Origin of the sequence: Streptomyces sp. NPDC048419, assembly GCF_043200415.1 — a bacterium.
GTDB lineage: Bacteria > Actinomycetota > Actinomycetes > Streptomycetales > Streptomycetaceae > Streptomyces.
In genome coordinates this window covers 22,463-41,741 of sequence record NZ_JBICXT010000028.1, presented here as the reverse complement: position 1 = coordinate 41,741, position 19,279 = coordinate 22,463, and the positions used below count along the sequence as shown (strand labels likewise).

17 protein-coding genes and 2 pseudogenes are annotated in these 19,279 nt (G+C 71.4%); 13 read left to right on the top strand and 6 right to left on the bottom strand.

Features of this window, described 5'->3' with window-relative positions:
- Positions 1–23 precede the first annotated feature (23 nt).
- Positions 24–2,327 (bottom strand): FdhF/YdeP family oxidoreductase, encoded by a 2,304-nt coding sequence (locus ACGFYN_RS38735; protein ID WP_393870670.1) that lies wholly within the window; start codon positions 2,325–2,327, stop codon positions 24–26.
- A 196-nt stretch (positions 2,328–2,523) separates the two neighbouring features.
- Here ACGFYN_RS38735 and ACGFYN_RS38730 point away from each other — a divergent pair, with 196 nt between their 5' ends.
- From ACGFYN_RS38730 to ACGFYN_RS38715, 4 genes are all read left to right on the top strand, one after another.
- Positions 2,524–3,438 (top strand): LysR family transcriptional regulator, encoded by a 915-nt coding sequence (locus ACGFYN_RS38730; protein WP_393870669.1) that lies wholly within the window; start codon positions 2,524–2,526, stop codon positions 3,436–3,438.
- Positions 3,439–3,531: 93 nt separating this feature from the next.
- Positions 3,532–3,915, top strand: coding sequence for a VOC family protein (locus ACGFYN_RS38725; protein WP_393870668.1), 384 nt, complete (start codon positions 3,532–3,534; stop codon positions 3,913–3,915).
- Between the two features lie 173 nt (positions 3,916–4,088).
- Positions 4,089–5,195, top strand: coding sequence for an NAD(P)/FAD-dependent oxidoreductase (locus tag ACGFYN_RS38720; RefSeq protein ID WP_393870667.1), 1,107 nt, complete (start codon positions 4,089–4,091; stop codon positions 5,193–5,195).
- Between the two features lie 81 nt (positions 5,196–5,276).
- On the top strand, positions 5,277–6,056 hold the full coding sequence (locus tag ACGFYN_RS38715) for an SDR family NAD(P)-dependent oxidoreductase (protein ID WP_393870666.1): 780 nt from the start codon (positions 5,277–5,279) through the stop codon (positions 6,054–6,056).
- A 42-nt stretch (positions 6,057–6,098) separates the two neighbouring features.
- Here the strand turns inward: ACGFYN_RS38715 and ACGFYN_RS38710 are convergent, their stop codons facing one another.
- The gene (locus ACGFYN_RS38710; protein WP_393870665.1) at positions 6,099–7,076 is read right to left on the bottom strand and encodes an alpha/beta fold hydrolase; all 978 of its coding nucleotides are present in this window, start codon (positions 7,074–7,076) and stop codon (positions 6,099–6,101) included.
- Positions 7,077–7,176: 100 nt separating this feature from the next.
- Between ACGFYN_RS38710 and ACGFYN_RS38705 the strand changes: the two genes are divergently transcribed.
- From ACGFYN_RS38705 to ACGFYN_RS38695, 3 genes and pseudogenes are all read left to right on the top strand, one after another.
- Positions 7,177–7,974: an SGNH/GDSL hydrolase family protein gene (locus ACGFYN_RS38705; protein WP_393870664.1), complete on the top strand. Its 798-nt coding sequence runs from the start codon at positions 7,177–7,179 to the stop codon at positions 7,972–7,974.
- A gap of 101 nt (positions 7,975–8,075) precedes the next feature.
- Positions 8,076–8,666, top strand: a complete 591-nt coding sequence (locus ACGFYN_RS38700; protein ID WP_393870663.1) for a PadR family transcriptional regulator — start codon at positions 8,076–8,078, stop codon at positions 8,664–8,666.
- A gap of 81 nt (positions 8,667–8,747) precedes the next feature.
- Positions 8,748–9,443: pseudogene (locus tag ACGFYN_RS38695) on the top strand (SDR family oxidoreductase).
- A gap of 23 nt (positions 9,444–9,466) precedes the next feature.
- Here the strand turns inward: ACGFYN_RS38695 and ACGFYN_RS38690 are convergent.
- On the bottom strand, positions 9,467–10,174 hold the full coding sequence (locus tag ACGFYN_RS38690) for a B3/4 domain-containing protein (RefSeq protein WP_393870662.1): 708 nt from the start codon (positions 10,172–10,174) through the stop codon (positions 9,467–9,469).
- A gap of 210 nt (positions 10,175–10,384) precedes the next feature.
- Positions 10,385–10,858 (bottom strand): ATP-binding protein, encoded by a 474-nt coding sequence (locus tag ACGFYN_RS38685; RefSeq protein ID WP_393870661.1) that lies wholly within the window; start codon positions 10,856–10,858, stop codon positions 10,385–10,387.
- Between the two features lie 422 nt (positions 10,859–11,280).
- On the opposite strand from ACGFYN_RS38685, the gene ACGFYN_RS38680 reads away from it, so the two are divergent.
- The 3 genes and pseudogenes from ACGFYN_RS38680 (at position 11,281) to ACGFYN_RS38670 (ending at position 14,163) form a co-directional block, all read left to right on the top strand.
- Entirely contained in the window at positions 11,281–11,787 is a 507-nt protein-coding gene (locus ACGFYN_RS38680; protein WP_393870660.1) for a MarR family winged helix-turn-helix transcriptional regulator, read from the top strand.
- 172 nt (positions 11,788–11,959) lie between these two features.
- Positions 11,960–13,651, top strand: a pseudogene (gene murJ, locus ACGFYN_RS38675) (murein biosynthesis integral membrane protein MurJ).
- A gap of 86 nt (positions 13,652–13,737) precedes the next feature.
- Positions 13,738–14,163, top strand: coding sequence for a CBS domain-containing protein (locus ACGFYN_RS38670; protein ID WP_393870659.1), 426 nt, complete (start codon positions 13,738–13,740; stop codon positions 14,161–14,163).
- A 33-nt stretch (positions 14,164–14,196) separates the two neighbouring features.
- Here the strand turns inward: ACGFYN_RS38670 and ACGFYN_RS38665 are convergent, their stop codons facing one another.
- The gene (locus ACGFYN_RS38665) at positions 14,197–14,502 is read right to left on the bottom strand and encodes a hypothetical protein (RefSeq protein WP_393870658.1); all 306 of its coding nucleotides are present in this window, start codon (positions 14,500–14,502) and stop codon (positions 14,197–14,199) included.
- A gap of 114 nt (positions 14,503–14,616) precedes the next feature.
- Here ACGFYN_RS38665 and ACGFYN_RS38660 point away from each other — a divergent pair, with 114 nt between their 5' ends.
- On the top strand, positions 14,617–15,267 hold the full coding sequence (locus ACGFYN_RS38660) for a phosphoribosyltransferase (protein ID WP_393870657.1): 651 nt from the start codon (positions 14,617–14,619) through the stop codon (positions 15,265–15,267).
- A gap of 129 nt (positions 15,268–15,396) precedes the next feature.
- Here ACGFYN_RS38660 and argG read toward each other — a convergent pair whose 3' ends face one another.
- On the bottom strand, positions 15,397–16,851 hold the full coding sequence (gene argG / locus ACGFYN_RS38655) for an argininosuccinate synthase (RefSeq protein ID WP_393870656.1): 1,455 nt from the start codon (positions 16,849–16,851) through the stop codon (positions 15,397–15,399).
- A gap of 176 nt (positions 16,852–17,027) precedes the next feature.
- Here argG and ACGFYN_RS38650 point away from each other — a divergent pair, with 176 nt between their 5' ends.
- Both ACGFYN_RS38650 and ACGFYN_RS38645 read left to right on the top strand, forming a co-directional pair.
- Positions 17,028–18,182: a hypothetical protein gene (locus tag ACGFYN_RS38650; protein WP_393870655.1), complete on the top strand. Its 1,155-nt coding sequence runs from the start codon at positions 17,028–17,030 to the stop codon at positions 18,180–18,182.
- 208 nt (positions 18,183–18,390) lie between these two features.
- Positions 18,391–19,179, top strand: a complete 789-nt coding sequence (locus ACGFYN_RS38645; RefSeq protein ID WP_393870733.1) for a fructosamine kinase family protein — start codon at positions 18,391–18,393, stop codon at positions 19,177–19,179.
- The last annotated feature ends 100 nt before the right edge of the window (positions 19,180–19,279 follow it).

The window sequence follows — 19,279 nt, the reverse complement described above, 5'->3', positions numbered from 1 at the left end:
GCCGGCCCCCGACGGTCACCGCGTCAGGCCGTGGCGCGCTCCGCCGCCCGCTCCAGGCGCACGATCACGGCCTTCGACGTCGGGGTGTTGCTGATGTCCGCGACGCTGTCGAGCGGGACGAGGACGTTGGTCTCCGGGTAGTACGCGGCGGCCGAACCCGGGGGAGTGGGGTAGCCGACGAGGCGGAAGCTCTCCGCGCGGCGCTCGGAGCCGTCGGTCCAGACGCTGACCAGGTCGACCAGGCCGCCGTCCGTGAGGCCCAGGTCGGCGAGGTCGGCCGGGTTGACCAGGACGACGCGCCGGCCGCCCTTGATGCCCCGGTAGCGGTCGTCCATCGCGTAGGGGATGGTGTTCCACTGGTCGTGCGAGCGCAGGGTCTGCAGGACGAGGTGGCCCTTGGGCGCCTCTAGCATCGTGAAGTCGTTGACGGTGAAGACGGCCTTGCCGCTGGGCGTGCGGAACACCCGCTCGTTGACCGGGTTGGGCAGGCGGAATCCGCCCGGTTGCCGCACCCGCTCGTTGAAGTCCTGGAATCCCTCGACGACTTGGGCGATGCGGTCGCGTACGAGGTCGTAGTCGGCCTCGAAGTCCGCCCAGGGGATGTCCGGTTGAGAGCCCAGGACCCGGTCGGCGAGCCGGCTGATGATGGAGACCTCGCTCAGCAGGTGCTCCGAGGCGGGGGCGAGGCGGCCGCGCGTGGCGTGCACCTCGCTCATGGAGTCCTCGACCGTCATGAACTGCTCGCCGCCCGCCTGGACGTCCCGGTCGCTGCGGCCGAGCGTGGGCAGGATCAGCGCGGTGCGGCCGCACACCGCGTGCGACCGGTTCAGCTTGGTCGAAATGTGTGCGGTCAGGCGGCAGTTGCGCAGGGCGCGCTCGGTGGCGTCGCTGTCGGGCGTGGCCCGCACGAAGTTGCCGGCGACGCCGACGAAGAGCTTGGCGCGGCCGTCGCGCATGGCCCGGATGGAGTCGACCGAGTCCAGGCCGTGCCGGGTGGGCGCGGAGAAGCGGAACTCCTTGCCGAGGCGGTCCATGAACGCCTGCGGCATGCGCTCCCAGATGCCCATGGTGCGGTCGCCCTGGACGTTGCTGTGCCCGCGCACCGGGCACACGCCGGCACCCGGGCGGCCGATGTTGCCGCGCAGCAGAAGGAAGTTGACGACCTCGCGGATGGTCGGCACGCCGTGCTTGTGCTGGGTCAGGCCCATCGCCCAGCAGACGATGACGCTGCGGCTCTTCAGCACGCGCTCGTGGACCTGCTCGATCTCGTCCCGGCTCAGCCCGGTGGCCTGAAGGACCGCGTCCCAGGACGTCGTGGCGCGCAGCTGCTCGGCGAAGGCGTCGTAGCCGGTGGTGTGCGCCTCGATGAACTCCCGGTCCAGGACGGTGCCCGGCTCCTTGTCCTCCGCCTCGAGCAGCAGCAGGTTCAGGGCCTGGAACAGGGCGAGGTCGCCGCCGGGCCGGATCTGCAGGAACTGGTCGGCGATGTCCGTGCCGCGGCCGATGACGCCGCGTGCCTTCTGCGGGTGCTTGAAGCGCAGCAACCCCGCCTCGGGCAGCGGGTTGACGGCGACGACCTGGCCGCCGCGGCGCTTGGTCTCCTCCAGCGCGGACAGCATGCGCGGGTGGTTGGTGCCGGGGTTCTGCCCGACGACGAACACCAGGTCGGAGTCGTACAGGTCGTCCAGGCTGACACTGCCCTTGCCGATGCCGAGGGTCTCGCCGAGGGCCGAACCGCTGGACTCGTGGCACATGTTGGAGCAGTCCGGCAGATTGTTGGTGCCGAAGGCGCGCGCGAACAGCTGGAGCAGGAAGGCGGGTTCGTTGGCCAGCCGCCCCGAGGTGTAGAACAGGGCCTCGTCCGGGTGGTCCAGGGCGCGCAGTTCGTCGGCGAGCAGGTCCAGGGCCTCGTCCCAGCCGATCGGCTCGTAGTGGGTCGCGCCCTCGCGCAGCACCATCGGCTCGGTCAGCCGGCCCTGCTGATTGAGCCAGTAGTCCGACCTACGGCTCAGCTCGTCGACCGAGTGCTGCCGGAAGAACTCCGCGGTCACCCGGTGGGAGGTGGCCTCGTCGCTGATGTGCTTGGCGCCGTTCTCGCAGTACTCGTTGCGGTGGCGCTGTCCGGGGGCGGGCTCGGGCCAGGCGCAGCCGGGGCAGTCGAAGCCCTTCGCCTGGTTGATGTTGAGCAGGGTCAGCGCGGTCCGCTTCGGCGAGGTCTGGCCCAGGGCGTACTTCAGGGCGTGGACGACCGCGGGCGCGCCGGTGGCCCAGGTCTTGGGAGCCGAGACCGACAGCTCGCCCTCGTCCGGTTCGTCGAAGTCCCGCATCGAGTACCACGCCCTCTCCGTGCCGGGCCCCGATCTCGCCCATTCGTCGCGGCACACTCTTCGGCAGGGCGTCGGGCCAGGTCAAAGCGGAAGTTCTTATCGGTCGAGAGGCAGCGCCGATGACGGCTGGGTGGGTGACTTGCGCGGCGGTGACGGCACCGGTGCCGGACGGCCCGTCGCGGTGGATCATTGGAGGGTGCTGCTCCGCCAACTCGAGTACCTCGTCGCCCTCGCCCGCGCCCGCCACTTCGCGAAGGCGGCGCAGGCCTGCTACGTCTCCCAGCCGGCCCTGTCCGAGGGCATCCGGAAACTGGAGGAGGAGCTCGGCATCCCCCTCGTCCAGCGGGGCCGCAGGTTCGACGGCTTCACCCCCGAGGGCGAACGCGTCGTGCTGTGGGCCCAGCGCATCCTCGCCGACCGCGACGCGATGCAGGACGAGATCCAGGCACTGCAGGCCGGACTCAGCGGCCGGCTGCGCATCGGGACCGTGCCGACCGCGGCCACGGCGGTCGCGCTGCTGACCCAGCCGTTCTGCGCGGCCAACCCGCTGGCCACGGTCCAGGTGTTCGCGGACCTGCAGTCCGTGGACATCGTCAACCGCCTCCAGGCCTACGAACTCGACGCCGCCGTCACCTACCACAGCACCGTGGTGGCACACGGTTTCAAGTTCGTCCCGCTGTACCGGGAGCGCTACGTCCTCCTGATCCAGCGCTCCGCCCGCGACGCCCGCCCGGAGGAGATCTCCTGGGAGGACGCGGCCCAGTACCCCCTCTGCCTGCTGCACCCCGGCATGCAGGGACGCCAGGTCCTCGAGGCGGCGTTCGAGGCGGTCGGCGTCTCCGTGACCCCACGCGTGGAGACCGACTCGATCGCCTCCCTGTTCGCCCAGGTCAGATCCGGGCAATGGGCCAGCATCGTGCCGCACGCCTGGCTCCACGTCTTCGGCGTCCCCGCCGGCATGCACGCCGTCCCCCTGGTCCGCCCCACCCGCACGGAACGCATCGGCCTGGTCCTCCCGTCCCGCGAACCGATCTCGGTCATAGGCCAGGCCCTCATCGACGCGGTCGAACAGGCGGGGATCGCTGCGACATTGGAACGGTTGCCGGATTAGGGGGCGAGGCTCTGGCTTTGGCCGGTGGCTCCCCCCGGGTGGGGTCTTGGCCGGTGCGGCCGGCGACAGGCGCGCCCCCGGATAAGGTCAGGCATGCGATCTCGAGCGAGTGGCATGTGGTGGGGGACCGCGATCGAAGCGCCGGAACCCGCAGCCCTGGCCCGCTTCTACGCGGAGTTGCTGGAGTGGCCGATCGTTCACGAGGAGCCCGGGACGGCGGTCGTCGCTCCGCCGCAGGGGGCCGTCTACCTCGTCTTCCAGCAGGCCGCCGGCTACCGGCCGCCCACGTGGCCACCGGGCGACGGCGAGCAGCGGCCGATGATGCACCTCGATTTTCAGGTGGGCGACCTGGACGAGGCGGTTGCCGAGGCCGTCGCCATGGGGGCCACGCCCGCGCCGGTTCAACCGCAGGAGAACGTGCGCGTGCTCTTCGACCCGGCCGGGCATCCCTTCTGCCTCTGTCGTGAGGAAGACTGAGGCGCGCAGACGCGGCCTCCGGAGGGCTCCGCCCCACGCTTCACAGAATGCCCACACACCTCAGGGTGAACTTTAGGTTTCAAGCGCTACGCTCGGCGGCAGTCAGAGCGGTCGAGTGGGCACACCTCGCACCGCTCCCTCCGCAGGCACATCCGCAGCACAGGAGACCCGAGGTGCACGACGGCGACGTAGTGGTGATCGGTGGCGGCTACGCGGGGGTCCGGCTGGCCCGCCGCCTGGACTCGGTCGCGCGGGTCACGCTGGTGGACCGCAAGGAAGTCTTCTTCCACCGCATCGCGTCCTTGCGCGCGGGCGTGCGCCCCGAGTGGTCGGTGACCCCCTTCATCCCCTACGACCGGCTGCTGCACAACGGCCGTGTGGCCGTGGGCAAGGCGGTCCGCATCGACACCGCCGAGCGCCAGGTCGTGCTGGCGACGGGGGAGCGGCTGCCGTACGACGTGGTGGTGATCGCCAGCGGCGCCGACTACCCCGAACCGGCCCGCTTCACCGGTACCACCGCCGACGAGGCGGTGAAGGCCCTGGCCGGGCACCAGCAGAAGATCTCCACCGCCGAGCACGTCCTCGTCGTCGGCGGAGGCCCCTCCGGTGTCGAACTCAGCGCGGAGATACGCCTCGCACGGCCCGACGCCCGGGTCACCCTCGCCCACTCCGGCCCGGCGCTGCTGCACTCGACCGGCGTCGAGCGGGCCGGGCGCAAGGCGCGGGACTGGCTGGAGTCGCACGACGTGGACGTACGGCTGGACTCGTTCATGTCGCCCGGCAACGACTTCGGCACCTATCGCGACAGCCGCGGCAAGATCATCGAGGCGGACCTGTCCTTCTGGGCGACCGGCACCACGCCCAACACCCTCTGGATGCGGCTCGGCGGACACGGCGCCTGGCTGAACGAGACCGGACACGTCAAGGTCGACCGCACGCTGCGGGTCGAGGGGCGGCCGGACGTGTTCGCCGTCGGCGACGTCAACGACGCCACCGAGCTCAAGATCACTCCCGCCGCGCTCGCCCAGGCGGACCTCGCCGCCTGGAACATCCGCGCCCACCTGACCAGTTCGGGCAGGCACCGCAAACAGCTGCGCCTCTACCGGGCGACGCACCGCACCCCGCTCATCGTGCCCTTCGGCTCGGGAGACGGCCTGACCCTGCTGCCCGTGCCGGGCGGCGAGAGCGCGGTCCTCGGCGGCCGTACGTCCGTACTGGCCAAGGCGAAGACGCTGATGACGCCGTACATGAGGCGCCAACTCGGCTACACCGCCACCTGAACCCGGCTGCACCGCCACCCGATACGCCCACGCGCGCGCCCCGGGCCCTGGCAGGCCGGCCAGGCGATCTAGGGTGCGGACATGACCTCGCAGACGTATCTCTCCGAACTGTTCTCGCTGGACGGGCGGGTCGCCGTGGTGACCGGCGGCAGCTCCGGCATCGGCCGCGCCATCGCCGGCGCCCTCGCGCGTGCCGGGGCCGGCGTTGTGGTGGTGGCCCGCCGGGAGGCGGAACTGACCGCCACCGTCGACGAGTTGACGGCGGACGGCTGCACGGCGGCCCGGGTCAGGGGCGACCTGGGCAGTCGCGACGGCGTGCGCGCCGCCGCGGAGCAGGCGGCCGAGGTCTTCGGGGAGCCCGACATCCTCGTCAACAGCGCGGGCATCAACCTGCGTCCGCCGATGGGGGAGTTGGGCGAGGACGTCTGGGACACCACGATGGCGGTGAACCTGGAGGCGCCCTTCCTGCTGGGACAGCGGTTCGGCCCCGGCATGGCCGAGCGCGGCTTCGGGCGGATCATCCACGTCACCTCGCAGCAGGCGCACCGGGCCTTCGTCCAGAGCGGGGCCTACGGGGTGTCCAAGGGGGCGCTCGAGTCGCTGGCCCGCTCGCAGGCCGAGGCGTGGTCGCCGTACGGCGTCACCTGCAACACGCTCGTGCCGGGCTTCGTGATGACGCCGCTCAACGCGCGGCTGTCCTCCGACCCCGAGAGGGTGGCGGAGCTGGCAGCCCGCACGATGGCCGGCCGCAACGGCCTGGCCGAGGACTTCGCGGGCGCCGCGGTGTTCCTGGCGAGCCGCGCCTCCGCCTACGTCACCGGGCAGTCCGTCTTCGTCGACGGCGGGCTGTCCGTGCACTGATGCGGCCGCGCGGCCGCGCATTCCGGTGTTTCCCCGGAGTTGTCAGCGTGCGGGGCCGTCCCGGAGCTCGGTGAGGAAGCCGACGAGCGCGTCGTTCACCTCGTCGGGGCGCTCCTGCTGCGTCCAGTGGCCGCAGCCCGCCAGCTCGATCGGCTTGCGGCGCAGGTTCGGCATCAGACGGGGCAGGGCGGCGATGAGTTCGGGCGTGCCGGGGAAGGCGGGCACCAGGTCGCGATCGCCGTAGACGTAGAGGGCGGGCGAGGTGACGACGGCGCCGTGCCACGGGGCCGTCAGCTCCCAGTTGCGGTCCATGTTGCGGTACCAGTTGAGCGGCCCGGTGAAGCCCCCGGAGAAGCTCTCGGTGAGCGCGTCGAGATCGTCCTTGGTGAACCACTTGGGCAGCACCTCGGGGTCCGGCAGGGTGTCGAGCCAGCTCTGGCCCGGCTCGACCAGCGGCTGCCGGCCGGTGCCGGCGCCGGGTGCGTCGCCGGAGCCCATGTGGAAGAACTTCCGCAGCGTGGCGCGGGTGTTCCGCGCGAACTCGGCGTCGGCGACTCCGGGCCGGCTGAAGTAGTTCCAGTAGAAGCGGCCGTCGAACCTCCGGTCCATGGCGGCCAGCGGCGGCTCGGAGCCGCGGAACGGCGGCGGCACGCTCAGCCCCGCCACGCCGAGCACGATGTCGGGCCGCAGCAGCGCGGTGTGCCAGGCGACCGGGGCGCCCCAGTCGTGCCCGACGACGTACGCCTTCTCCTCGCCCAGCGCGTGGATCAGCCCGACGACGTCGCCGACGAGGTGCAGGATGCTGTACGCGTCCACGTCGGCGGGGTGGTCGCTGCGTCCGTAACCGCGCTGGTCGGGGGCGACCACCCGGAAGCCCGCCTCGGCCAGCGGCCCGAACTGGTGCCGCCAGGAGTGCCACGACTCGGGGAAGCCGTGCAGCAGCACGACCAGGGGGCCTTCGCCCTGCTCGGCGATGTGCAGCCGGATCCCGTTCACGCCGATCACGCGATGCTCAACCATGCGCAGGAGCATAGGTGTCCTCCCCGCTGTATAGTCAACAATGCGAATAGGCAACAAGTCGGTCAGTCGGTGCGTGGTGACGGCGGAAGGCGGTCGATCCGTGGCAGGCAGTGGATATCTGCGCTACGTCGCCCTGGGCGACAGCCAGACCGAGGGGCTCGGCGACGGCGACGAGACGCGGGGCCTGCGGGGTTGGGCGGATCGGCTCGCCGAGCACCTCGCGCAGGACAGCCCGGGTCTGCTGTACGCCAACCTCGCCGTGCGCGGCCGGCTGGCCGGGCAGGTGCGCGCCGAACAGCTGGCAGCCGCGCTGGAGCTGAAGCCCGACCTGGCCACGGTCGTCGCCGGGATCAATGACGTGCTGCGGCCCCGGTTCGACCCGGACGAGGTGGCAGGCCACCTGGAGGCCGTGTTCGCCGCGCTCACCGGACAGGGCGCCCGCGTCGCGACGCTCACCTTCCCCGACATCGGACGGATCGCGCCGCTGGCCCGGCCGCTGGCGCCCCGCGTCGTCGCGCTCAACGCCCGCATCCGGGAGGCGGCCCGGCGGCACGGCGTCGTGGTGGCCGACTCGGCGCCCTACCCGGCGGTGACCGATCCCCGCTTCTGGAGCACGGACCGGCTGCACGCCAGCCCGAGCGGCCACGCCCGCATCGCGGCCGCGGTCGCCCACGCCCTGGAGGTGCCGGGCAGCGACGACAGCTGGACCCGGCCGCTGCCTCCGGACCTGGCGGCACACACGGGCCTGCGGGCCGTCGGCGCCGAACTGCGCTGGCTGGGCACCTTCCTGGGCCCCTGGCTCGTGCGCCGGGTCCGGGGACGCTCGTCCGGCGACGGACGGCTGGCCAAGCGACCTGCGCTGCTCCCCGTGACCGCGCTCGCCGAGGGGTCCTCGTAGGCCCTCGTACGCCCTCGTAGGCCCCTCAGGCCCTCGAAGTCGCTCCGATCGCTCGCCCTAGTCGACCTGTTGATTAATCAACACGCTGATACGTTGGGCCAATGGCTCTGCGCAACGCGGTGATGGCCGCGCTTCTGGAGGGTGAGGCGTCCGGATACGACCTCGCGAAGGGCTTCGGGGCATCGGTGGCCAACTTCTGGATGGCCACCCCGCAGCAGCTCTACCGGGAGCTGGAGCGGATGGAGCAGGAGGGGCTGGTCTCCGCCCGGGTCGTCCAGCAGGAACGCCGCCCGAACAAGCGGCTCTTCTCGCTCACCGAGGCGGGCCTTCAGGTCCTGCGCGACTACGTCGGCAAGGCCCCGGACAAGCCGCCTGCCATGCGGGACGAGTTGATGGTCAAGGTGCAGTGCGTCGACATCGTGGAGGGCACGGAGTTCGACGCCGTACGGGCCGCGGTCGCCGAGCGCCACGAGCGGGCCACCGCCAAACTGGCCCGCTACCTGCGCATGCAGGAACGCATGCTCGACGGGCGCAGCGAGGAGGAGTACCTCGCCACCGCCGACCGCATCGGCCCGTACCTGACCCTGCAGGGCGGAATCGCGTACGAGCGGGCGAACCTCCGCTGGAGCGAGACGGCCCTCAAGAGACTCGCCGAGCGCGCCGGCGCGGCCGGCCGAGCGCGCGGAGGCTGAGGACGGTGTGAGCGTAGGAAATCGATCGGTTTACCACGGGGGTGAAACCGATCGGTTTCCTGTGTCTGGGAGGACTCTGTCATGACCGCTATCAAGAACTCCGTCGTCCTCGTCGCCGGCGGCAGCCGGGGCATCGGCAAGGCGCTGGTGGAGCAGCTGTACGCCCGCGGCGCGGGCAAGGTGTACGCCACCGCGCGCGACCCGCGGACGGTGACGCACCCTGACGCCGTCCCGCCGGCGCTCGAGGTCACCGACCCGGACTCGGTGGCGGCCGCCGCCGAGCGGGCGCCGGACTCACCGTCCTGATCAACAACGCGGGGGCCTCGGTCGGCGGGACTTTCCTGGACACCCCCGTGGACGACGTGCGCCGTGAGTTCGACATCAACACGGCCCGCTGCTGGTGACGCGCGCCTTCGCCCCGGTCGTCGAGCGCAACGGCGGCGGCCACATCCTCAACGTCCACTCGGTGCTGTCCTGGCTCGGCATCGCAGGCTCCCACAGCGCCTCCAAGGCCGCCCTGTGGCAGCAGGCCAACGCCCCGCGCCTGGAGCTGCAACCGTACGGCATCACGGTCACCGGCCTGCACGTCGGCTACGTGGACACCGACCTGACCACCCGTATCACGCCCTCAGGTCCGACCCCCGCACCGTCGCCGCGCTCGCCCTGGACGGCATCGAGGCCGGCGCCCACGAAGTGCCGGCCGACGAGGTCTCGCGTCAGGTGAAGGCCGGACTGTCCGGGGAACTGGCGTCGCTCTATCCGCAGTTGGCGCAGTAGGGCCGGCCGCAGGGTGCTGCCGTTCAGACGTCGGCGTCGGGCCGACCGGCGCTCAGGTAGTGCACCGCCACCTGCTCGGCGTGCGGGACGAGCAGGGACCGCAGTTCCTCCGCCGAGGTCTTGAGGATGTCGCCGTCGCGGGTGGCGTGCAGGGTCTCCAGGACGAAGGCGACGTGCAGGGAGTCCTCGGTGACCCGGGTGCGGTGGGCGTCGCGGTGGTTCCAGTGCCGGGTGAGCACGCCGCCGGCGTCGGCGTAGATGATCTCGCCGGGCTTGGGGTTCTCCACCGTGCCGGGTTCGCCGAGCGGGATGAACTCCTCGCTGCCATCGGCGTGACGGATGTCGATCTCCCTGGCGACGTGGGCGAGGTCGAAGGCGCCGGCGGGAAGGCCGTGGCGGACGGAGACGGAGTTGTAGGAGTCCACGGCGGGGTTGATCCGTGGCAGCGTGCCCTTCTTGGCCATACGGCGGCCGAGGGCGTCGACGCTGGGCCGGATGCGGCGCGGGTTGGTGCCGAAGGAGCGGTAGGCGGTGTGCCATGCCTCGATACGGGCGTCGCTCTCGTCGGCCGGCTGCCAGGCGCCGGCGGCGAGTTGGCGTTCCAGGTCTTCGAGGGCGGCGCTGGTCCCGGGCCAGGGTTTGTGGCCGCGCAGGCCGGTGGCGGTGACCACGGCGATGAGGGTGTCGGGGAAGGCGTCGGCGACGGTGGGGCTGATACGGAAGACGGTCATGGGCGAGGTCCTGTGTCGTGGGTGTGCCGGGCGGCCGGCTCAGGGCTTGCGGGGTTGACAGTCGCATCCGCGGTGCGGGACCCGGAAGCTGCCATCTGATCATGACCGTTCGCCGGCAGCCGGGGCCGGTCCTCTCGCCTGGCGTGAGCCGAGCGCCAAGCCGCCTCGCTCAAGGCCGCAGGGCCCGTGGCGCCGTCTCCGGGTGAGCCGCTAGCCGCGCGGAGTCCGTGGCGCCTGAAACGTCGAACTCACCGATTTCGGTGATGGCGCGGCGCTCTGGGGACGCGGTTGACGCACCACCGCCCACACTGTTTTGCCGTGCCGCCCCCGGTTCCGTACCCCCCAGTTCTGGGCCAGCTGGTCGACGAGGTGCAGGCCCCTGCCCCGCTCGTCCTCCTCGGTGGGCGTCTCCTGCAGAACCGGGTTCTCCGGGCTCTCGTCGGACACGGCGATGAAGCAGGAGCCGTCGGCCCGGGCGGTCACCGCCATCTCGAACTCGCGCTCCATGATCGGCCCGTGGCGCACGACGTTCGCCGCCAGCTCCGAGGCCAGCAGGACCACCCGCTCCGTGATCTCGTCACCCGTGCTGTGCCCCCAGGCGGCCAGATGCTGCCGTACCCGGTACCGGGCCAGGCCCACCGAGGCCGGATGCCGCGGAAGCCGCAACGTCTTGCGCCTCAGCACAGGCCCCCCTGTCGACTTGCGCACACGCATCCCTCCCCAAGGCTGCACACGCATCCCTCCCTAATGCCGTCGAAAATACTCGACACTGGTAGAAGCGCCCAGTGACCGAACAATGTCACTCCGCACACGATGAGCTGCTGAATCTGGCCAAATCTGTACGGCGCGTTCCGTGCGCCTCGCACGCCGAGGGCTGCGTCCCCGTCAGTGCCGCAGTGGCCACCCGTTTCCTCCAGCCCCTGCCGACACAGCCGCCGAGGTCGATCCGTGCCCAGCCGCGCCGCCCACGAACCGCGGCGCCGCCACGCGCGTCCGGCGGGGCGCGGATTCCGGCCACGGCCCGGCGAGAGCCCGGCAGCAGGCCTGGCGCCACCGCGGCTCGAATGTGATTGAAAATTCAAACGCGCTCGCGGTAAACTGTGCCCATGCCGACGACGCCCCGCTGGCTCGACGCGGACGAACGACGGGCCTGGCTGGCCTACGTCGACTTCTCCACCCTGCTCGGCGACCACCTGAACCGTCAGTTGCGGCGCGACGCGGGCGTGACGCACGCCGACTACAGCCTGCTCGCCTATCTCTCCGCCACACCCGACGGCGCCCTCGGCATGTCCGAACTGGCCGAGCGGCTCAAGATCACCCGCAGCCGGCTCACGCACGCGGTGAGCCGGCTGCGCGACATCGGCCTCGTGGACCGGCGCGAGGACCCCGCCGACGGTCGCGGCCAGCTCGCCGTTCTCACCGACGGGGGGCGCGCCCTGCTGGAACGGGCCGCTCCAGGGCACGTGGAGGCCGTGCGCCGGGCGGTGTTCGACGCCCTCACCCCGGACCAGGTACGCCAGTTCGCGGAGATCGGCGAGGCCATCAGCAACGCCCTGCACCGAGCAGAGGGCACCGAAACCGCCCCGGCGGTGCTGCCATGGAGACGCCGGTAGCAGCGGGACGCCGGCAGCGGCGGGCCCCGGACGGCCGCCCAGCTGCCGCCCGACGACCCCTCCATCGCGTCCATCATCCGTCCCAGTAGCGGGAGTTGCGCTCGCAGGGCCGGGCGTGGCCCTGGCGGAGGAAAGGGAAACCGGCGCGATCTTGAAGGCATAATCGGGTCGCATGACTCAGGGGGATCAGCCCGCGGCGCCGACCACGTCGCCGGGCGAACAGGAACAGGGGCGGCATGCGGCCCGGCAGGTGCGGGCGGGGACGGCGCGGTCGTCGCTGCTGATGGCCGTGGCCACCGTCGTGTCGCGAGCCACCGGGCTGATACGGCAGATCCTGCAGGCCGCGGCGCTGGGCACCGGTCTGCTGGCGACCACGTACAACACGGCGAACACCGTGCCGACCAGCCTGTACACACTGCTGATCGGTGGCGCGCTCAACGCCGTGCTGGTGCCCCAACTCGTGCGCGCACGACCACCCAGCGGGACGGTGGCCGTGCCTACGAGCAGCGCCTGGTGACGCTCGTGATCTGTGTGCTGGGTGTGGGCACCGCGCTCGCGGTCTGGGCCACGCCACAGATCGTCGGCCTCTACATCCAGGACACACATCCAGGACACACCGGACGGGCACGACGCCTTCCAACTCACGGTGATCTTCGGCCGGTTCCTGCTGCCGCAGATCTTCTTCTACGGTGTGTTCGGCATCTACGGCCAAGTGCTCAACGCCCGCGAGAAGTTCGGCGCGATGATGTGGACACCGGTCCTCAACAACGTCGTCCTGGCCGGGGTGTTCGGCGCCTACCTGGGTCTCATGGCCGTCCCGCAACGGGTGGAGGACATCACCGATGCTCAGGTCCGGCTGCTGGGCATCGGCACCACCGCCGGTATCGCCGTACAGGCCCTGGCGCTCGTCCCGTTCGTGCGTGCCGCCGGATTCCGCTTCCGGCCCCGCTTCGACTGGCGCGGCTCCGGACTGGGCTCCGGCATCCACGCGGCGAAGTGGACCCTACTGTTCGTCCTGGCCAACCAGGTCGCCCTGACGGTGATCACCAACTACGCCAACTCCGCCGACCGGCAACTGCCGAAGGGCGGTGTGGGCTACTCCGCCTACACCTACGCGCAGACCATCTGGATGCTGCCCCAGTCGATCGCCACGGTGTCCCTGGTGACCGTGCTGCTGCCGCGCATGAGCAGGGCCGTCGCCGAGGACCGGGTCGCGGACCTGCGCGCAGACCTCTCCCGCGCACTGCGCGTCAGCGGCGTCGTCATCGTGCCCGCGGCCTTCCTCTTCCTCGCGCTGGGCCCGCAGATCGCCACGCTGCTGTTCGCCCACGGCACGGCCGACGCCGCCTCCGCACAGCCGCTCGGGCACATGCTGCAGGCGTTCGGGCCCGGCCTGATCCCATTCTCCGCGCAGTACCTGCTGCTCCGGGGCTTCTACGCCTTCGAGGACACCCGCACTCCGTTCCTCATGGCCCTCTGGATCGCCGCGGTGAACATCGCCCTGGCCACCGTCTGCCATGTGCTGCTGCCCGCACGCTGGTCCGTGACCGGAATGGCCGCCGCCTACACGCTGTCCTACGCCCTCGGCCTGGCCCTCACCGCACGGCTGCTGCGCCGCAGAGCAGGCGGCCGCCTCGACGACGGCGCCCTGCGGAGCACATACCTCAAGCTCCTCACCGCCGCCGCGCCGGCCGCACTCCTCGGCTGGGCCGCCGCCCGCTCCTGCACCGGGTTCCTGGGCGGCAGCACCGGGGCCGTCGCGGGCGCCCTCGGCGCGGGAACGCTCACCCTGGTCCTGGCCTATCTCGCCCTGGCCCGTCTGCTGAAGATCGAGGAGTTGCGGCACCTTCGTGCGCTCCGGTGAGATCGCCGTGGGCGACGGTTTACCGAGACCGTCGGGGGCTACGCGGGGCGTGGGCTACCTCGCCCTTCGAGGAGCTGGGAGGTGCCATGACCCGGAAGGTACGCGACGTGATGTCGCCCGGCGCGGCCGCCGTGGAACCCATGACCACGCTGGAACGCGCGGCCCGTGTGATGCGTGAGCAGGACGTCGGCGACGTGCTGGTCGCCTACGACTGCGACCTGTTCGGCGTGCTGACCGACCGGGACATCGTCGTCCGGGCGCTCGCCGCCGGCCTCGACCCGGCCGAGACGACCGTCGGCTCTGTCTGTACGCCGCCGCCTGTGGCGACCCTGGCCCCGGACGACACGACCGACCACGCCGTCGAGCTGATGCGCCGCTACGCCGTACGCCGCCTCCCGGTCGTCGAGCGCGGCGGCTGCCCGGTCGGCGTGATCAGCCTTGGCGACCTCGCCACCGTGGAGGACCCGCACTCCGCGCTCGTCGACATCAGCGGGGCCGCACCGAACCGCTGACGCGGGACGGTGGGCGGCCGGCGGGGGACTCCGTCATGCCCGTGCGTCCGGTCCCATCAGCTCGTCGAGATGCACGTTCTCATTCTCCCCGCGCATCCGCGCCCTGCGGTGCCGGCGGTGCGTCGCCCCGCCCACCATCGTCGCCAGGCCCAGGCAGAAGAGGAGTGCCAGTGCGAGGCCCGAGCTGAAGACGGCCAGCCCGTTCATGGTGGCGATGTGGTGGCCGAGCACCGACACGCTGTACTCGGGGCCCCCGGACAGGTTGCCCGCGATCGCCAGCGCGGTGAAGGCGGCCGTTGCCCCGAGGAGGAGCAGTCCGATGAGCAGCATCCGGTTCATCTCCTCGAATCCTTGAAATCATCTGCAGAGGTACTTCACTTCGTTCGGGTACCCGAACAGCCGGACCCAAAGGTGGTCTCAGCGCGAACGAACGGGAGAGGAGCGGCGACCCAGATGCAGTTCCATGACCGTGAGCAGGCCGGACGGGAACTGGCCGTGCGGCTGCGGATCGAGCAGGAGAAGGGCATGCTGCCCGATCCCCTCGTCCTCGCCCTGCCGCGCGGCGGCGTCACTGTGGCGCAGGAGGTGGCGTCGGCGCTCGACGCCCCGCTCGACGTCCTGGTCGTACGGAAGATCGGCGTCCCGTACGAGGAGGAACTCGGCGTCGGCGCGATCGTAGGCGACGACGAACCGCTCTACGACGAGCGGTCCCTGGACGAGCTCGGCCTCGGCGACGCGGAACTCGCCCCCGTGGTCGAGCGGGAACGCGAGGAGCTCCACCGTCGCGAAACCCTGTACCGGGAGGGCCGCCCGGCGCCCGAGCTCAGAGGCCGGACCGTGATCGTCGTGGACGACGGGCTCGCCACCGGCTCGACGGCCCGCGCGGCCCTGCGCTTCGTACAGCGCAGAGATCCCGCCCGCCTCGTCCTGGCCGTACCCGTCGGCTCACCGGACGCGGCCGACCGGCTGCGGTACGAGGCCGACGAGGTGCTCTGTCTGGAGCGCCCGCCCGCCTTCATGGCCGTGGGCAACTTCTACGAGGACTTCGAGCAGCTCACGGACGACGACGTGCTGCGGACACTGCACACGACGGCCGAGTCCTGAGGACAGCGGAAAAGGACAGCGGAAAATGGCAGCGGAGGCGGGCAGGGGAAGAGGGCAGCGGAAGAGGCCGGTTCGACGACATGGGCGTCGTCGAACCGGCCTCTTCCGGTAGTGCGTCCCGCTTCGGGATCAGTCCGTGCCGGCCTCCATCGCCGCACGGTCCAGCAGCGCGTCCTCCTCCGAGACCTCGCCGCGCGAGGCGATCGCCTCGGCGCCGCCCTCGGGCAGCTCCGGCATGGTGCCGATCAGCCCGGTCGCGGCGGCCTGGGAGGCGCCGATGGTGGGGCTGCCGGTGCCGATCAGGCCGAGCCCGACGTACTGCTCCAGCTTGGCGCGGGAGTCGGCGATGTCCAGATTGCGCATGGTGAGCTGGCCGATCCGGTCCACCGGGCCGAACGCGGAGTCCTCGGTGCGCTCCATCGACAGCTTGTCCGGGTGGTAGCTGAACGCCGGGCCCGTGGTGTCGAGGATCGAGTAGTCCTCACCGCGCCGCAGCCGCAGCGTCACCTCGCCGGTGACGGCCGCGCCGACCCAGCGCTGCAGCGACTCGCGGATCATCAGCGCCTGCGGGTCCAGCCACCGGCCCTCGTACATGAGGCGGCCGAGGCGCCGGCCCTCGCTGTGGTACTGGGCCAGGGTGTCCTCGTTGTGGATCGCGTTGACGAGGCGCTCGTACGCGGCGTGCAGCAGCGCCATGCCCGGCGCCTCGTAGATGCCGCGGCTCTTGGCCTCGATGATCCGGTTCTCGATCTGGTCGGACATGCCCAGGCCGTGGCGGCCGCCGATGGCGTTGGCCTCCATCACCAGGTCGACGGCGCAGGCGAACTCCTTGCCGTTGATCGTCACCGGGCGGCCCTGGTCGAAGCCGATCGTCACGTCCTCCGTGGCGATCTCGACCTCGGGGTCCCAGAACCGCACGCCCATGATGGGCTCCACGGTCTCGACGCCCGCGTCCAGGTGCTCCAGCGTCTTGGCCTCGTGGGTTGCGCCCCAGATGTTGGCGTCGGTGGAGTACGCCTTCTCCGTGCTGTCGCGGTAGGGCAGGCCGTGGGCGACCAGCCACTCCGACATCTCCTTGCGGCCGCCGAGCTCGGTCACGAAGTCCGCGTCCAGCCAGGGCTTGTAGATCCGCAGGTGCGGGTTGGCGAGCAGGCCGTAGCGGTAGAACCGCTCGATGTCGTTGCCCTTGAAGGTCGAGCCGTCGCCCCAGATCTGGACGTCGTCCTCGAGCATCGCCCGCACCAGCAGGGTGCCGGTGACGGCGCGGCCGAGCGGCGTGGTGTTGAAGTAAGCGCGCCCGCCCGAGCGGATGTGGAACGCGCCGCAGGTGAGCGCCGCCAGGCCCTCCTCGACCAGCGCCGCACGGCAGTCGACCAGGCGCGCGATCTCGGCGCCGTAGGTCTTGGCACGGCCGGGCACCGAGGCGATGTCGGGCTCGTCGTACTGACCGATGTCGGCGGTGTAGGTGCACGGGACGGCGCCCTTGTCGCGCATCCACGCGACCGCGACCGACGTGTCGAGGCCGCCCGAGAAGGCGATGCCGACGCGCTCGCCGGCGGGAAGGGAGGTGAGGACCTTGGACATAGGAAGAGTATGCATCATCTCGCATGGTCATGCAAAGCGGTCTGCGAAGCGGTTGTGCGAAGCGGTTGTGCGAAGCGGTGGTGGGAAGCGGTCATGCAAAGCCGGGTTCCGCCCCTGAAGACGGCTTCCTTCCGGTTCCCTCCCCTCACGTGTCATCCCTCAGGCACCATGATCGTGTGACATACGCGGTGACTGTGGACGTGGAGCTGCCCGAGGGCGGCCCTGAGCTCGACGTCCTTCAGCGGGAGGGCGTGGTCTTCCTGCTGCGCAAGGGCCTCGATTCGATCGCTGCGATCGAGGGGCCCGACGGGATGGAGGTCGACCTGGTGGACGACGTCATCACCGTCCATCGTCTAGGCGCCCGGCTCAAGCTGTACGTCGACGCTCCCGCGCTGGAGTTCGCCGAGGACGCCGCGCGTGAGGTCGTCGCCGGACTGCTGGAGAGCACCGAACCGCTCGCCGCCTGGGAGATCACCCGCTGTGGCGTGGAGCTCGCCCCTGAAGTGCTCCAGGAGAGCCTCGACGCGGCGGACGGCCCGGACGCACCGCCGGCCGACCCCGCCGAACGCGCCCGCAGGCATGCGGCGGGCAAGCCCTCCGGCGACGCCGCCCGCCGGGACGACACCGACGTCGCGGACATGCGGCGCAAGCTCCGCTCCCTCGCGCCAGGCCTGCAGGCCTTCCCGCTCACGTCCTTCGGCCACTCCGATGACGAGGAGAAACGGATCGTCGGCCGGGAGGCGGCGGAGATCGCGGCCGGCGCCGTCGTCTACGCCATCGATCTTCTGGTCGACGAGCTGTTCACCGACCTTGCCGGTCTGGAGGAGGAAGGGCCCACCGTCGCGGACACCGACGCGCCGTTCATGATCCTCGACGAGCTGCCCCGGCAGTTCGCCCAGCAGTACTCGGTCCTGTTCGCGCGCCGACTGACCGTCACGGCCGTGGCCCTGACCGGCCGCCTCACCCAGCCGCACTTCGGCCGGCTGAGCTGCGTGGCCGAGGAACTGCTGCTGAAGTTCCTCGTCGGTCAGGCCGAGGCGACGGCCGACCTGTACGAGCTGCTGAGCGAGGAGGTCGAGACGGCCCTCCAGGTCTTCGCCGACGGCGTGGGCGACGACATGGACCACGAATGGCCCTACGCCCCGGCCGCGGACGGCGTCGGCAAGGGCCTCGCCCAGGACTGGTTCATCCCCTTCGGCGACGAGGGGTATGTGCATCCGTATGCCGCGCACGACGACGGCGAAGACGGCGATACCGGTAGCGGTGACGACGGCGGTGACAGTGGCTGTGAAGGAGGCGGCGGCGATGACGGCCAGGGGCCCCCGCGCTGACCGCGGTCGGCCCCGCGGGAGCTCTACCCTGGTGCCCGTGCACAGCGGCATCCCCTCCGAGGGCTCCCCGTACGACGGCTCCTCCTCCGGCGACTCCTCTTCCTCCGGCTCCTCCTCGTACCGCTCCTCTTCGTCCGGCGACGGTGACGACGGACCGGCCGCCGCTGCCGCCCGGATCACCGGCCGTACCGTGCGCGGGGAGCGCCCCATGTCCGGAGCGCTCGCCGAAGTCGGCCTCGACGGCGGCCAGTTGGTCATGGTCAAGCGTGGGGACGATCCCGGAGCGGCGCAGGCCGAGGCGGCGGGGCTGCGCTGGCTGGCCGCGGCCGGCGCCGTCCGCATCCCCAAGGTCCATGGCCACGAGGCGCGTTGGCTCGTGACCGATCTGGTCCCGCAGGGCCGGCCGTCGGCTCGGGCCGCGCAGCAGTTCGGGAGCGGGCTGGCGGCCCTGCATGCCGCGGGCGCCCCCGCGTTCGGCGCGCCACCGCCCGGCGGTCTCGTCGAGGCGTACATCGGACTCGCGCCCATGCGCAACGTCACCGGCACCGACTGGCCCGTCTGGTACGCCGAGCATCGTGTGCTGCCGTATCTGCGCGTCGCGGTCGACCGGGGCACGATACGCCCCGGCGAGTCGGCTGTGGTCGAGCGCGTCTGCGAGCGGCTGCCCGAACTGGCCGGGCCCGCCGAGCCGCCCGCCCGGCTGCACGGCGACCTGTGGAACGGCAACGTGCTGTGGGGCGCCGACGGGGACGCGTGGCTCATCGACCCGGCCGCGCACGGCGGACACCGGGAGACCGACCTCGCGATGCTCCACCTCTTCGGCTGCCCGCACCTGGAGCAGGTCGTCGACGGCTACCAGCGGGCGGCTCCGCTCGCGGACGGATGGGCGGACCGGATCGCGCTGCACCAGCTCTTTCCCCTGCTGGTGCACGCGGTGCTCTTCGGTCGCGGTTATGCCGAGCAGGCCCTCACGGCAGCGCGAAGGGCCCTCGCGTGACGAGACGCGAGGGCCCTTGCTGGCAGTGAGCGGCGAGGAGAGCGAACGGACTAGTTTCAGGAGTTTGAGAAGGAAGTCCGTCCATGGCCTCGCCTGCGGC